At 66.4% G+C, this 14,875-nt stretch carries 10 protein-coding genes and 2 pseudogenes; 4 read left to right on the plus strand and 8 right to left on the minus strand.

What is annotated here, in order from left to right; all coding sequences use genetic code 11:
• Window positions 1-79: 79 nt before the first annotated feature.
• Window positions 80-922, plus strand: coding sequence for a class I SAM-dependent methyltransferase (locus tag JWS14_RS42215; protein WP_206016389.1), 843 nt, complete (start codon window positions 80-82; stop codon window positions 920-922).
• A gap of 478 nt (window positions 923-1,400) precedes the next feature.
• Window positions 1,401-2,797: pseudogene (locus JWS14_RS42220) on the plus strand (diguanylate cyclase domain-containing protein).
• Between the two features lie 508 nt (window positions 2,798-3,305).
• Here JWS14_RS42220 and phoU read toward each other — a convergent pair.
• The 5 genes and pseudogenes from phoU to JWS14_RS42240 all read right to left on the minus strand — a co-directional run bounded on the left by phoU (window position 3,306) and on the right by JWS14_RS42240 (window position 5,976).
• The gene (gene phoU, locus JWS14_RS42225) at window positions 3,306-3,953 is read right to left on the minus strand and encodes a phosphate signaling complex protein PhoU (RefSeq protein WP_206016390.1); all 648 of its coding nucleotides are present in this window, start codon (window positions 3,951-3,953) and stop codon (window positions 3,306-3,308) included.
• Window positions 3,954-3,958: 5 nt separating this feature from the next.
• Window positions 3,959-4,216: a DUF6308 family protein gene (locus JWS14_RS42230; protein WP_206016988.1), complete on the minus strand. Its 258-nt coding sequence runs from the start codon at window positions 4,214-4,216 to the stop codon at window positions 3,959-3,961.
• Window positions 4,217-4,283: 67 nt separating this feature from the next.
• Window positions 4,284-4,373: pseudogene (locus JWS14_RS51570) on the minus strand (hypothetical protein); the annotation flags it as partial.
• 135 nt (window positions 4,374-4,508) lie between these two features.
• On the minus strand, window positions 4,509-5,297 hold the full coding sequence (locus JWS14_RS42235; protein WP_241031755.1) for a hypothetical protein: 789 nt from the start codon (window positions 5,295-5,297) through the stop codon (window positions 4,509-4,511).
• Window positions 5,284-5,976: a hypothetical protein gene (locus tag JWS14_RS42240; protein ID WP_241031848.1), complete on the minus strand. Its 693-nt coding sequence runs from the start codon at window positions 5,974-5,976 to the stop codon at window positions 5,284-5,286. Before JWS14_RS42240 ends, JWS14_RS42235 begins: the two co-directional genes overlap by 14 nt.
• A gap of 234 nt (window positions 5,977-6,210) precedes the next feature.
• Between JWS14_RS42240 and JWS14_RS42245 the strand changes: the two genes are divergently transcribed.
• Window positions 6,211-9,708, plus strand: a complete 3,498-nt coding sequence (locus tag JWS14_RS42245) for a serine/threonine-protein kinase (protein ID WP_206016392.1) — start codon at window positions 6,211-6,213, stop codon at window positions 9,706-9,708.
• Between the two features lie 194 nt (window positions 9,709-9,902).
• On the opposite strand, the gene JWS14_RS42250 is transcribed toward JWS14_RS42245, so the two are convergent.
• Together JWS14_RS42250 and JWS14_RS42255 are read right to left on the minus strand one after the other, a co-directional pair.
• Window positions 9,903-11,330 (minus strand): APC family permease, encoded by a 1,428-nt coding sequence (locus JWS14_RS42250; protein WP_095869967.1) that lies wholly within the window; start codon window positions 11,328-11,330, stop codon window positions 9,903-9,905.
• A 146-nt stretch (window positions 11,331-11,476) separates the two neighbouring features.
• A complete protein-coding gene (locus JWS14_RS42255) occupies window positions 11,477-11,884 on the minus strand; it encodes a hypothetical protein (RefSeq protein ID WP_167118259.1) in 408 nt (135 codons plus the stop codon).
• Between the two features lie 405 nt (window positions 11,885-12,289).
• Between JWS14_RS42255 and JWS14_RS42260 the strand changes: the two genes are divergently transcribed.
• Window positions 12,290-14,077 carry a gamma-glutamyltransferase family protein gene (locus tag JWS14_RS42260; protein WP_206016393.1) on the plus strand — a complete coding sequence of 596 codons (1,788 nt, stop codon included), beginning with the start codon at window positions 12,290-12,292 and terminating at the stop codon, window positions 14,075-14,077.
• A 21-nt stretch (window positions 14,078-14,098) separates the two neighbouring features.
• Here JWS14_RS42260 and JWS14_RS42265 read toward each other — a convergent pair whose 3' ends face one another.
• A complete protein-coding gene (locus JWS14_RS42265) occupies window positions 14,099-14,821 on the minus strand; it encodes a GntR family transcriptional regulator (protein WP_095869964.1) in 723 nt (240 codons plus the stop codon).
• Between the last annotated feature and the right edge of the window lie 54 nt (window positions 14,822-14,875).

Consider the following 14,875-nt stretch of genomic DNA (forward strand, 5'->3'; position numbering starts at 1 on the left):
CGTGCATCCTTCCGAACCGGCCGACGTCTATAGGTGTGCCGACATCCCGGCACCCGACATCGAGTACGAGGACACTTTCATGACCACCATTCCCACCGATGCAGACACCGACCGCGCGCTCAAGGCCAAGCACCGGGCGTTGTGGGCCTCCGGCGACTACCCGACCGTCGCCGCCGAGCTGATTCCGACCCTCGGCGAGGTGCTCGTGGAGGCAGCCGATATCCGCTCCGGCCAGCGGGTGCTCGACGTGGCCGCCGGCAGCGGCAACGCCGCGATCCCGGCTGCCGCGCGCGGCGCCACCGTCGTCGCGTCGGACCTGACGCCGGAACTGTTCGTCGCCGGGCGAGCGATCGCCGCCCAGCGCGGCGTCGAGCTGGACTGGGTCGAGGCCGACGCAGAGGCGTTGGCGTTCGACGACGATAGCTTCGACGCCGTCATCACGGTCGTCGGAGCAATGTTCGCGCCGCACCATCGGCAGACCGCCGACGAGATGCTGCGAGTCTGCCGGCCCGGCGGCACCATCGCGATGATCAACTGGACACCGCAGGGCCTGATCGGCAACCTGTTCAAGACCATGGGACCCTACGCACCGCCCCCGCCGCGCGGTGCGACCCCGCCGCCGTTGTGGGGCGACGAGCAACACGTCCGCGACCTGTTCGGCGACCGGGTGACCGCGCTCGACGCGCACCGCCAGTCGCTCGTGATCGACCGCTTCGCAGACCCGACCGAGTTCCAGGAGTTCTGGAAACGCAAATATGGCCCGACGATCGCCGTGTACCGCCACAATGCCGCGGACCCGGATCGGATCGCGAACCTCGAGCGAGATTTCCTGCAGTTCCTCACCGCATGGAATCGGGCCGATGCGCCCGGTCGGACACTCTACGAGGCCGAGTACCTGCTCGTCACCGCACGCAAGCGGTAGCCCGCATTGGCCCTCGCTCAGGATCGCGGAACTCACCGCCTTCGCTGCAGAGTTTGAGAATGGCGGCATGCGTACCACTGAGATGTCGCCGCCCGCGCCGGAGCGAATGCGGAAGACGCTGCGGGACTACGAGCATCGAGGCCTGTTGGAGGCGCCGCCCCGGTCTTCGGCCGGGTATCGGTTCGCCTGTTGGGTTTGCCTCCTGATTCGACCTCTGTCTCGAATCTGCCGCGGACGTAGGCGGCGGTGCGGGAATCGACGGGCCCCGAACGCCGAACCCGAAAACGTAACTGGACCCGACCACCGGCACCGTCACGATGCAAGCGAGGGACGGTGCACCCGCGATCTGGACGCATCGCCCCTCGACTGATCGGACCCGTCGGTGTTCACTCGACTCATCACAAGCAATGCGAAGGCTCGACCTGCAGGGGTGGACACCACGGCGGCGCCGCAATTCGAGGCTGGGAGGACGGCCAGGATGAAACCGGAAACAGCGGAAGCCCGCATGTTGCTGTCGGCGATCGAGGAAGCCCAGAACATGGTCGCACTCGCCGACTACGACACCGGACGCCTGCGCTACCTCAACCCCGCCGGGATGCAGCTGATGGGACTGACCGACGAGGCCGCCGTCGCCGCCCGCTGGGCGCCGGAATTCTTCACAGACGTCGGATTCGTCCAGGCCCCCGACATGGAATCAGCCCTGCTCGAACAGGGCCGATGGGAGGGCCGGTCGGAGTTTCGGCACTTCCTGACCGGTGAACCAATCCCGGTCACCTTGTCCACCTACGTGATCGAGCGCACCGAGGACCAGCGCCCTGCGGTGATCGCCTGCATCGCCCAGGACCTGCGCACCGCCCAGGAGCACGAACAGCGCCTGCACACCGCGTTTGGAGGCGGCTGCGTACCGGGTCCGCGAACAACGCGCCCTCGCCGACCTGAGTCAGCTCGCCGTCGACGGCGACCTCGACCACGTCCTCGTGGCCGCGGCGGACGCAGCCGCCGCGTTGGTGGGGTCAACTGCGCCTCGGTGGCTCGGGCCGAGGAGCCGGGCGCGGTGTTGCGGGTGCTCGCCTATCGGGGTCAACCGCCCGTTCCCGAAACCTTCGCCCCCGGTACCGATTCCCAGCCCGGATACGCGGCCGCCACCGATCAGATCATCATCTGCCCCCACCGGTACGGCGAGCACCGGTTCTCCACCGAAGCCATGAATTCCCGGGGGCTACGGAGCGGGGTCTGCGTTCCCATCGGCGCCGAGACGGTGTGGGGTGTGCTCACCGCACACCGTGCCCGCCCCCGCGACTACTCCGACCGGGAGGTGATGTTCCTGCGCTCGGTGGCCGCCGTACTGGCGGCGGCGATCCGGCGCATCGAGGCAGAAGACGCGCTGCGGCATCTGAGCCTGCACGATTCATTGACCGGGCTACCGAACCGGGCCCTGGCGCATCAGCAAATCGACGCCGCACTCGCCGCAGCACGCGGAAGCGGGCGCATGGTTGCGGCGTTGCTGATCAATCTCGACGAGTTCAAGACCCTCAACGACCGGCTCGGCCACGCCGTCGGCGACGACGCCCTCATCCGGTTGGCCGAACAACTGCAATCGGTCATACGCCCCACCGACACCGGGGCCCGGATCGGTGGCGACGAATTCCTCATCGTCTGCCCGACACCACCACCACCGAGGCCATCGCCCTCGCCACCCGCATCACCGAACTGCACATCGGAGCCGACTCGACCGGACGCGAACTTCGGTTCACCGCCAGCGTCGGTGTCGCAGTTGCTGGTTCGGAGGAAACCCGGGAGACGTTGATCCGTCGCCCGGACGCCGCCATGTACCAAGCCAAAACCACCGGAAGCGGACACACCCTCGCACCCTGACACGAACCCCCACACCCAAGCACACCACCACCGACATTCATTGTGCCGCATAATGTTCCTACCGAAGCACCAAGCACGCCACCCACGCCAGCCGAGCGCGCCGAACCTGACCTGCCCCCAACAGGATCCGGGGAGCGGGTGCTTGCGACCGGGCCTCGGCCGGCACGACACCTACGGTGCATCAGCGAGATGCGCGAGCACCCCAGATGCGAACGCGCCCAGAGGCCCACACCAGACCCCACCGCACCACATCCGGCTCAGCGACGAATACACCCCGCGCCCTGGCGGCCGCCCGCACCGCCGGCCCAGAACCTCGACACCTCCGGTCCACGACCGCATCACCGACGCCCTCGACACCGAACAACCCGAATAGCAGGTTCAGTCGGAGATGCCGAACAGCGCCATCGATATGAAGAACCACACCACCAACGGCACGAACGCGCACACCAACGGGCAGGGCGAAGTCCACACTCGGATCGGCGACGATGCGGCCCGTGACGGCGACGACCTACGGGGTCATCTGTTCCCCGGTGACGAGGAAAATCACCCGGCGCCCGACCACGACGGCATGGTCACCGAAGCGCTCGTAGAAACGCCCCAACAACGTCACATCGACCGCGGCCGGGATGCTGCCGGTCCAGGCCGGATCCTCGATCAGAGTGAGCAGCCGTCGATGCAAGTCGTCGAGCTCATCGTCGCGTCTACCGATCTCGGCGGCCAGTTCGGGATCATGCGTGCGCAGAACCCGCTCGGCGAGGCCGGCAAACTCGGCCGCCACCCGCCCCATATCGGAGAGCAACTCCTCCGCCTCACCGGAAGCGACGTGCTCGGGATGACGCCGGCGGACACTTTCGGCCACATGCTGCACCAACCCACCCATCCGGCTCAGATCCGCCCCCAGGTGCACACCGGTGACCACCTGACGCAGATCACGCGCCACCGGGCCCTGCAACGCCAGCAACGCCATCGCCAGGTCCTCGCACGGACCGCGCAACTCCTCGATCTGTTCATTCAGGTCGAACACCCGCTCCGCCAGAGGCAGGTCCGCCAGCACCAGGGCCTCGGTCACCACCCGGACCGCATCCCCGGCCAGCCGGCACATCGACGCCAGACGGTCCGTCAGCTCGTCGAGCTGCTCGTGAAACTTCATCCGCATAACCATCATCCTCGTGCACCTGCCGAAGACAACACACCGGGACGTGTCATCTTTCCCGGTCCGACGGCTCGCCCAGGCCGCGATTCTTCCCCGCCCATCCACGCGATCACACCGAACACCCGCAGTACCGAGATCTCCTCCGGCAAACCCGTGGCGGCGCAGATCGACAGCAACCAGTGATGCAACGCCCCGTCGTCGGCCCGCAGTGCCTCCCGGACCGGGTTCAGATGTGCCCGCTCGGTGCCCAGCACCTGACTGACCACCGAAACCGAAGATCGGAAACAGCCGGGGACGTTTACGGGCAATCAACTTCGTCGCCTTCATCCCGCCCACGTCCCGCAGGCCGCGGAGGGCGGTTTCCAGGTCCCAGGCAGGCCACCCAGGGGTCAGCGGATCCGGTTCATCGAACCAGGCACCGATCCGGGCCCACCGGCGCCAGAGGAGCGTTCGAGGCCTCCGCCTCGGCGTCCAGGATCACCCCGCACCGCCGTCGGGGGGACCTGCGATCTACGCCACGTCCGCGCCCGGTAGAGCGGCAGTCGACAAAGTGTCTCATTATTGTGTATTTCGTTGGTGCTGAGGAGCTCTCGTTTTCGGCTCCTGAACTAGCAGTAGCAACGCATCACGTCCTCGTCTCCGGCGTTGCTCGGGCATCGACAGCCACGAGCGATGATCCGGATCGGCCAACGCCTCGGCCAGGGCTCGGACTCTGCCGCGATCGCTTCCCCTCATCCGTGTCCGATCGGCCATGGGGTTCTCGATGGCGCCCGCCAACACCACGGCATCGTCGAGATGACGCCCCCGATCGCGGGGATCCTCGAGGTAGGCCGCGCCCTTGAGCACCAACGCCCCCAGGACGTCGGGCACACTCAACTTGGTTGACATGCTGTCGATCTCGATCAGGCAGTCCACCGTCTTACGCAACGCGGACGTGCCCGCAGGAACGGCGAACACCTCACGTCCAGACACACTCGGCCGAAACCTCGGTGCCAGGTGATCGGCGACCATCACATCGACCTGCTCGACACCACCGGAACGTACGAAACGGTGCACCCGCCCCCTCACCGGCATCTGCAATTCGTATCCGATCTGCTCGAGCCGGGCGCGGACCCCGCCGAACGTCGCGGCACCGGTCTCGATATGCAGAATCATGTCGACATCGACGGTCGCCCGGGTCGGCGGCACCCCCGCGCGCACCGCATGAAGCTGAACCATCAACCCGCCGATCAACGTCCACTGCTCGGACGGAATCATCTGGGCGATCTCGGCGGCCTGCGGCCACGGCGGCCCCCACCCGCCGACCGGTGCCTGCACCGTCCACACCGGCCGCTCAGCGGATGTCATCGAGCAACTCCCCCAGCACCCGCGCCCCGGCGCTGCGCTCCCGGGTGTCGAGCGACTCCATCAAATCCACCGCAACAGTCGCCACCGGCAACGTCGTCGTCGTGAAAAACCGGTCCAGCGCAGTGACCACCCTCAACGTCACGTCCCCCTGACCGTCCGCCACCAAACCGAAGGTATCGATCACACCGTCGAGTTCGTCGCCGACCACATACCCGTCCACAGCACCACCAGCCCTTCCCGACAAACCGAACCGGCCCGCCACCCCCGGAACCTGGGTCAGCGCACTGACACCGGTGGCCGCCACGTACCCGCCGGTGACAAGAGTGTTCAGATCATCGCCCCATCCCCGCATCCGGTGCACGCGTGCGCGCCGGCGGGCAAGAAATGCCACCTCGGTCGCGCTCGCCCGGCGGAGCCGATGCCTCAGACGACTCGCCTGCGAAGGAGAAATCCAATCCACCCCCACACCAGACAACATCGCCAATGCCGCCCACGCGACATCCCCGTTCCACGGCCGGCCTCGATGGCGGTCCGTCTGCGCCACACGGTGCACCGACCCCGCATCCAACAGCAACGCCTTCCCCACCTCCCGCGTGACCACCAGCTCCCCCGCCCGCGCAAGGCGAGTGACCTGCCGGCCGGACACGCCCAGCTCGGCGGCCGCCGCCGACACCGACATCTCACCCATACATATATGGTCGCATTACAGACCATATGACGCAATATTCGCAGTGCAGTGGGTAGAGACCATAATCGGTCAGAGCTCGAGGGCACGGTCACCCCGAGACGGCCCGCCGCGTCGGCGGCGAACCCCGGATTGACACAACTACGGCCGCCTACGCTTGAGATCACGTCGTCGTGAGGTGATGCATGGGTGACAGCTGCCGACACCAAGCAGCGGGATCGATAGGTGATGGCCGAAATTGATCCGCTGACAACGCAGCGCGACCCGACTCCCGGAATCGAGTCGGAGTTGGCCGGGGCCGGCTTCGAAGGCGCCCACGAAATCGGGCGCGGCGGCTTCGGCATCGTCTACCGCTGCCGGCAGCCGGTCCTCGACCGGACAGTCGCGATCAAGGTGCTCACCGCCGATCTCGATCCGGACAACCTCGAACGGTTCCTGCGCGAGCAGCGCGCCATGGGCGCGTTGTCAGGCCACCCGAACATAGTCAACATTCTGCAGGTCGGCACCACGCCGTCCGGGCGGCCGTACATCGTGATGCCGTATCATTCCCGCGATTCGCTGGAGGCCCGGATCCGCCGGTCCGGCCCGCTCGAATGGAGCGAGGCGCTCGGGATCGGCATCAAGGTGGCCGGCGCACTGGAGGCCGCACACCGGATCGGCACCCTGCACCGCGACGTCAAACCGGCGAACATTCTGATCACCGACTACGGCGAGCCACAGCTGACCGACTTCGGTATCGCGCGCATCGCCGGTGGCTTCGAGACCACCGCGGGCACGGTAACCGGGTCGCCGGCGTTCACCGCCCCGGAGGTGCTCGAGGGGCGCTCGGCCACCGCCGCATCGGACGTCTACGGACTGGGCGCGACGCTGTTCTGCGCGATCACCGGGCACGCGGCATTCGAACGCCGCAGCGGCGAGCAGGTGGTGGCCCAATTTCTGCGAATCACCACGCAACCGGTTCCGGACCTGCGGGGCGAGGGCATCCCCGAAGACGTGTCCGCCGGCATCGAAACCGCCATGGCCCGGAGTCCGGCCGATCGCCCCGCCGCCCCCGCCGAGTTCGGGGAGAACCTGCGCATGCTCCAGCAACGGCACGGCCTGATCGCCGACGACCTACCGCTGCCCCCCGACCCGACGGTCGCCCCCGACGACGAGCCCCCGGGCCGGTCCGCCTCGAGACGATCTACCTCGGGCCGGTACAGCGCCCAGCGGCGGTCCGGGGCCCGCGCCCCCACCCCACCGGCCCCGGAGACCCGGTTCCGCCCGCCGACACCGCCCCGGACGCTGGTGCACCGCGGCCGGTTGCTCGATCTGCTCCGGGCCGGGCAGCGGCGACGCCTGAGCGTCATCCACGCGCCGACCGGCTTCGGCAAGACCACGCTCGCCACCCAGTGGAGCGAGGTGCTGGCCGGGGAGGGGCTGGCCGTCGCCTGGCTGACCGTCGACCGCGACGACAACAATGTGGTCTGGTTCCTCGGACACCTGCTGGAGGCGATCCGGCGGGTGCGCCCCGCCCTGGCCGAGGACCTCAAGCAGGCGCTCGAACAGCACGGCGACGAGGCCGACCGATACGTGCTGACCGCGCTGATCAACGAGATCCACGCGGCCGGGGAACGCGTCGTGCTCGTCATCGACGATTGGCACCGCATCGGCGCCGCCGCGACCCTCGCGGCGATGGAATTCCTCCTCGACAACGCCTGCCACCACCTGCAGGTCGTCGTCACCACCCAGAGTCGCTTCGGCCTCCCCGTGAGCCGGATGCGGGTGCGCGACGACGTGGTCGAGATCGACTCCACCGACCTGCGTTTCGACCCCGCCGAAGCCCACGCCCTGCTCGTCGACCTGGGCGGCCTGCCGCTCGAGCAGGACGACGTCGACGAGCTGACCGCGACCACCGAGGGGTGGGCGGCGGGCCTGCAGCTGGCGTCGTTGTCGCTGCGCGACAGCGACGACCCCGCACAGCTCATCGAGTCACTGTCCGGACGGCACCGCGCCATCGGCGACTACCTCACCGAGAACGTGCTGAACACCCTGGATCCGGACATGCTCGACTTCCTGCTCGCGACCTCGGTGGCCGAACGACTCCACGGTGACCTGGCCGCCGCGCTCGCCCACGTCGACCACGGACAGATCATGCTCGAGCGGGCCGAGGAACAGGATCTGTTCCTGCGCGCGATCGATGACAACCGGGAATGGTTCCGCTACCACCCCCTGTTCGCCCAGTGCCTGCAGCAACGGCTCGAACGCGAGCACCCCGAGCGGATCACCGAACTGCACCGCGCCGCCTCGGAGTGGTTCGCCGATCGCAAGCTGATCAGCGAGGCTGTCGACCATGCCCTGGCCGCCGCTGACCAGGACCGGGCCGTGGAGCTGGTCGAACGCGATGGGACCTACCTGCTCGAGCACACCCAGATGTCCACCCTCCTCGGACTCGTCGCGAAACTCCCCCCGCGAATCGTGTTGTCCCGCCCACGATTGCAGCTCGCGGTGGCGTGGGCGAACATCCTGCTGCATCGTGCCGAGCCCACACAGAAAGCACTCGAACTGGTCGAGTCCACACTCGACGCCGAATCGGCCACCGCCGACGAGATCGCCGAGCTGCGAGCCGAGGCCGACGTGGTGAAAGCCGCGGTGGCATGTCGCGCCGACCGGGTGGAGGGCATCGACGAACTGGTCGCGGCCGCACTGGCGCGGCCGGACTCGTTCCGCCCCTTTGTCGTGTCCTCGGCCGCGGGCACAGCCACCTTCGCCGCGATCTACCGGTTCGATTTTGCCGAGGCGCTCCGACGGCAGCAGTGGGCCGCCCCCTACAACGCACGGAACATCGGTCCGAACGGGGCGATGACCGGCCACTGTCTTGTGGGAATCGTCGCCAACGAACGCCTCGACATCCACCAGGCCCAGGACAGCTTCCGAACTGCCCTGCGGATTGCCCGGCGATCGGGTGGGAGCCATTCCTTCTCCGCTCGGCTCGCCGGGTCGCTGCTCGGCGAACTGCTCTCCGAGCAGGGCAGGCTCGACGAGGCGGAACGACTGCTCGACGAGAGCTGCAAGCTCGGCGCCGGCAGCGGCATGGTCGATTTCAAACTCGCCCGCTACGCTGCCGGAGCCCGGATCAAGGCGCTGCGCGGCGACCGAACCACGGCGGCACACCGACTCGACGAGGGTGCCCGGGCAGCCGCGTCGTTGCACCTTCCGCGGCTGCGGGCCCGAATCGAAAACGAACGGATCAGGCTGGGTCTGCCCCCGACTGCCGGGCTCGAACCACCACCGCTGGCCGAGTACACGACGCGTCGGCGCCCGGTCGACGGCGTCGACGCGATCACCGCGCAGCTCGAGGAGGACACCGCCATCAGGCTGCTGGCCGCGGCAGACTCCCCCGCATCCACCCGAATCGCCTGCACCTGGGCGCAGGAATGGGTGACCATGCTCGACGGCTCGAGACGGCGGCGGGCCCTGCTGCAGGCCAAACGCCTGCTCATCGTCGCCCTGGCCGCGGCAGAGCGCACAACCGAGGCAAAGGGGCTACTCGCCGCGGTCACCACGCAGTGCGCCGAGCTCGGAATGACCCGGTACCTGCTCGACAGTCCGATCCGCGTCCGCGAACTCGTCGCGGACCTGCGCGACGACTCGCTCGCCGGGCGTTGCCTACCCGAATGGGCGCCCGTCCCAACGTCCTTCCTCACCGACATGCTGGCCACGAACACCACCGTCGACGTGGCGTGAGACGCACTGCCCGCGCCGCCTACGCCAAGCCCCACTCCCAACCGTGCCGTGATAGCCAATTCATTCTGATCACGCCCTTTGAGTGCGAGTCGGTTCCGATCGGTTCAGAGTCTGGTCGTGCGACTCTGCTCGAGACATCACAAAAAGCCGGGATGGGTGGGCCGACGACCACCCTTCCCGGCTTTTGTGCTCGATCACTCCGTCAGGTGCTGTTCCAAGTCTCGACCCCGACCGCGTCGATAGATCACAGCTCCGTAGATTGCACCGAACACCGGAAGTAGAGGCATCAACGCGACGACGAGCGAGTCGCTTCCAGTCACTTCCTGGTAATGGGTGATGATGATCGCGCAGATACTCGTCAGCCCGATCCCGGCCAAGGTCGGGGCGAGGCGGGCGGACCAGGTTCCCTCGTTCACCAAGCCCTTGAACGACGCCGTGACGACGCTGATACAGCATCCGATCATCAACGCGGTCAACGAGAGCGACGTGATACCGGAAACCGCGGGGAAGAGATTGATGATCGGATCGGACTGGGCGATGACGAACGGTGCCAGAACGGCGATGGAGATCGCGATTTGGAAGAAGCCGCTGATGTAGGGGGTGCCGTATCGCCGATGAATGGTGGCGAAGCGGGACGGGAGTAGCCGCGACCGTCCCAGCGCGAACATGTATCGGGCCGCCATGTTGTGGAATGCGACTCCAGAGGCGAGGAAGCTGAATGCGACGATGATGCTCAGAGCCCCGCCTGCCCAGCTACCGAGGTAGATGTCGGCGGTTCGGAAGATGAGGCTGCCCGGATCTTCGGCGGCAACGGCCTGGACATCGTCGAATGCCGCGACGATCGACCATGTCGATCCCATGAAAACCAGGACCAGGAGAACCAGCGCGCTGTAGGTCGCCACCTGGATACTTCGTCGCGCCGCTTTGGCTTCTTCACCGTAGATCGCGGTCGCCTCGAAGCCGGAGAACGACAGGATGCAGAACACCAGCGACAGGGCGATGTTGCCGTGGAACATCTGGTTCGGGCTGAAGACGTCTATGCTGAAGCCGCCTGAGCGCTGGATCAGGATGGCGATGCCCAACCAGATGATGATGGCGAACTGCGCGATTGAGATGACCGTGGTCACGGTCTTCGCGATGCCGACGCCGATGTAACCGAGGATGGCGGTAACGACCAGGGCGACCGCGCCGTAGAGATACCAGGGTAGGTGAATACCGGCATAGGTACTGACAGCAATGTCAGTGAAATACCCTGTTGCCGCGATCATCCCGCCGGCTGCGAGATTGTAGGCAATGGTTGCGACGAAGGCGGCTCCGGCGCCGGTGGCCTTCCCGAGTCCGAATCCGATGAAGGCGTAGTAGGCGCCCGCGTTGAAGACTCGTCGGCTCAGCACGACGTATCCGGCGGTGAAGATCGCCAGGAGGGCTCCGACGAGCAGGAGGAGCCCGACCATTCCGCTGCCGACACCGAAGGCCAGGCCGAGCGAGAGGTTCGAGGCCATTGCGGTCAGCGGTGCGGCGGCGGCCACAACCATGAAGACCATCCCGGGGATACCGATGGTGTTCCGTTTGAGATGAGCGGATACAGACTCTCCCGCTGCGAGTTCTTGTTGGGCGGTCATGGTTGTCTCCTACGATAGGAAGGGGGCGCGTCCGCGCCGAGAGGGACGCGCAGACCGGGAGGGCCCGAGTGTGGGGAATGCGCGAGGAGGATTGCGCCTAGCGGCCGAAGTCGGGGATCAGTCGAGACCCAATCTTGGTGTTCGACTCAGTGTTCGGTGCGGCCCGGGAAGATGAACTCACCGTGGTCGTTGTATGTCCACGGCAACTCCTCCCGACTTGGGGAGGGTTCGAGCAGCTCGATCACGTAATGGGTGACCGTCTCGTCCTGAAGATTTCGAATCCGGTGGGGATTGAGGGGTTTGGAAGTACCGACGGTCTTGTACAGCACGAAGCCGGGCTCCGCGTTCTGCACGATCCCCCACTCGTCGTCCCCGAGTTCCTGCCCCTGAACCTTGCCGGCCTCCGGCCAGATCACGACGTGATCGTGGTGGTGCTGGTGAAAGTCGAACATCCCGCCGGGTGGAAGGGTCATGGTCCACACTCGAACCCGGTCGTTCTCGAAGATGAGGGTGTCGCCGGGAGTCGGCGGGATCGGATTGGGGTTCTCGGACATGCGTTCTCCTGTGAATCTTGTTGGTGTTGTGCCGATGCCCTCTGTAGATGCGGCGCTCAACGATCATGGGCCAACAGTCAGGTCGAGTATCGCCTGAAGTCGGACGATTGGATTCAAAACGACGTTTTTGGATCTCGTGTGCCGAAAGCATGCCACCGACATCGCGACTAGTCAATGGTGGGTTTACTCAGGTAAACGCACGTCAAATCAATGTTTCGGCTAAGTATCGCTGCCGTTTGCGCGGCCGACCAGCCGAGCGCACCGACATTTGCCCCGCAAGTGCCCGTTGCTTTGGTCAACGCGCTCCCTGTAGCTTTAGGATGCATCCCACACTGTTAGAACTGGATCCTATTTGTGGTGTTCGTTCTCAGCCGTGGCCAACATGCACCCTATGAGGGAGACTCAATGAGTTTCGTATCTCCGTCCGACTTCCGCACTCGTCCCGATCTGCGGGGCACCTTCGGTATGTGTGCCTCCACGCACTGGCTGGCAACCCAGACCGCGCAGTCGGTCCTCGAACGTGGGGGTAACGCCTTCGATGCCTCGACGGCGGCCGCCTTCGTGCTATACGTCGTCGAGCCGCACCTGAACGGGCCGGGTGGAGACCTGGTGGCCATCGTGGCCCCGGCCTCGGGGGAACCATCCGTTCTGGTCGGGCAGGGCCCCGCGCCGGCCGGCGCCACGATCGACCATTTCCGCGCCGAGGGACTGGACATGGTTCCGGCTGCAGGGGCGCTGGCTGCCGCGGTACCTGGCGCTGTGGACGCATGGCTGCTGCTCCTGCGCGACTACGGCACGTGGGAGCTCGCGGATGTGCTCGCGTATGCGATCGACTATGCCGGCAACGGACATCCCCTTTCCGAGCGCGTCGGTGCTGTGATCGGGACGGTGGCAGAGATGTTCGCCGAGTATTGGCCCACCTCGGCGGCGTTGTGGATGCCCCAGGGCGTGCCACCGGTCGCCGACGTGATGTTCCGCAATCCGGCGTTCGCGAACACACTCGACCGGCTCGTTTCGGATAGTCGGCACGCACCGACTCGGGATACGCGTATCGAGGCTGCTCGCACAATCTGGAAGAGCGGATTCGTCGCCGAGGGAATCGAATCGTTTGCCCGCAATCCGCACCGGCATTCGTCCGAATCGGATCATGCCGGGGTCGTTACGGCTGGGGATATGGCGTCGTTCAGTGCCCACTACGAAGCTCCGGTCGCCTTCGAGTTCCGAGGACACACCGTCCTGAAGGGCTCGTCGTGGGGTCAGGGTCCGGTGCTGCTGCAGGCACTCGCCATTCTCGACGGCTTTCCCGACGAGCAGATCGATCCTTCCACCGCGGTCGGTGCACACCACGTACTGGAGTCGCTCAAACTCGCGATGGCCGACCGTGACGCGTACTACGGGGAGAATCTGTCGTCCGAACAGCTGGAACTTCTACTCTCTCCCGAGTACGCATCGGTGCGCCGGAAGGAGATTGGCGAGAGAGCATCCCAGGAGTTCCGTCCCGGGGCGTGCGGCCTCGACCCGTTCTTTCCGCCACTCGTCGAAGATACCGACGCTCCGCGCGGGGGGTCCTCCGGGGAGCCCACCGTGTCGGTGACCGGTGAAACCCGCGGTGACACGTGCCACCTCGATATCATCGATCGTTGGGGGAATGCGGTGTCCGCCACACCCTCCGGTGGGTGGCTCCAGTCCTCACCGACGATCCCTGAACTCGGATTTGCGTTGGGTACCCGGCTCCAGATGACCTGGCTCGACCCAGCGAGTCCGTCCGCGCTGCGGCCGGGTCACCGGCCGCGGACCACCTTGACCCCGACGATGCTTCTCCGTGGGACGGAGGTCGTCGCCGCCCTCGGCACCCCGGGCGGCGATCAGCAAGATCAGTGGCAGCTGTCCTACTTGCTGCGCACACTGGTCGGCGGGTACACGCCGCAACAGGCAATCGACGCCCCCACATTCCACACGACCTCGATTCCGAGCTCGTTCTGGCCACGCCGATGGACCCCCGGTGGCGCGGTCGTCGAGGACCGCCTCGGCGTGGACGTCATCACCGGGCTCCGAGAGCGCGGGCACCGGATCACCGTAGCCGGAGGTTGGAGCCTCGGCAGGCTCAGCACGGTCACCAGGAACCCTGCCACGGGTGTGCTGGGGGCCGCAGCCAACGCCCGGGGTGCCCAGGGTTATGCCGCGGGTCGCTAACACGGCGGCGCGGAACGTACGTCAGGGCGCGAACGACTGATGCGACCGTTTGATGATCAGCTCCCGAGCCCGGCGTGAGTGCTCGATCATCAGGTCCCGGGCGAGGTTGCCGTCGCGTCGGTCGATCGCATCAGCGATCGCCGCATGCGCGGCCGCGTTCTCTTCCAGAAGCCGTGGATCCGCGTCCAGTGCTGTCCACGTCAGATTGCGGGGAATACGGTGATGGAGCGAATCGACGGTCGCGCGCAATTGATCGTTACCGGAGGCTGCGAGGACGGTGTCGTGGAAGGCATTGTTGGCGTGAACCCAGCCGGCCCGCAGTTCCTCCGGGTCGGCTTCGCCCGTCAGCGCCTGCTCCACCACCCCTCGGAAAGATTCGACCGCATCGAACAGCTCCCGTAGTTGCGTGTAGGTGATCTGCCGGGCGGCCTCGTGGGCGGCGTGCCCCTCGAGTACCGCCCGCACCTCGAACACTTCGAGGAGCTCACGCATCGACGGCAGCTTCGGTCGTGCACCGCGGTTCGGGACGATCTCCACCACCCCGAGTGCCTGTAGTTGTGCAAGGGCCTCACGGATGGGCATCCGGCTGACCCCCAGTTCCTGGGCGAGTGGCTCCTGCCTGATCCACGTTCCGAAACTGTAGGTGCCGCGACTGATGCGGTCCTGGATGGTCTCGACGAGCTGCTGAACCAGAGGAGAAGTCGCTGCGCCTTCGTCGGGGACGCCGACGACCGGTTCTGCCATGCCTGATCCCTCCGCCCTTGAATCCGTTTTTGGATCCCTTGTCACTCTAATGGG

Origin of the sequence: Rhodococcus koreensis, from assembly GCF_017068375.1 — a bacterium.
GTDB lineage: Bacteria > Actinomycetota > Actinomycetes > Mycobacteriales > Mycobacteriaceae > Rhodococcus_F > Rhodococcus_F koreensis.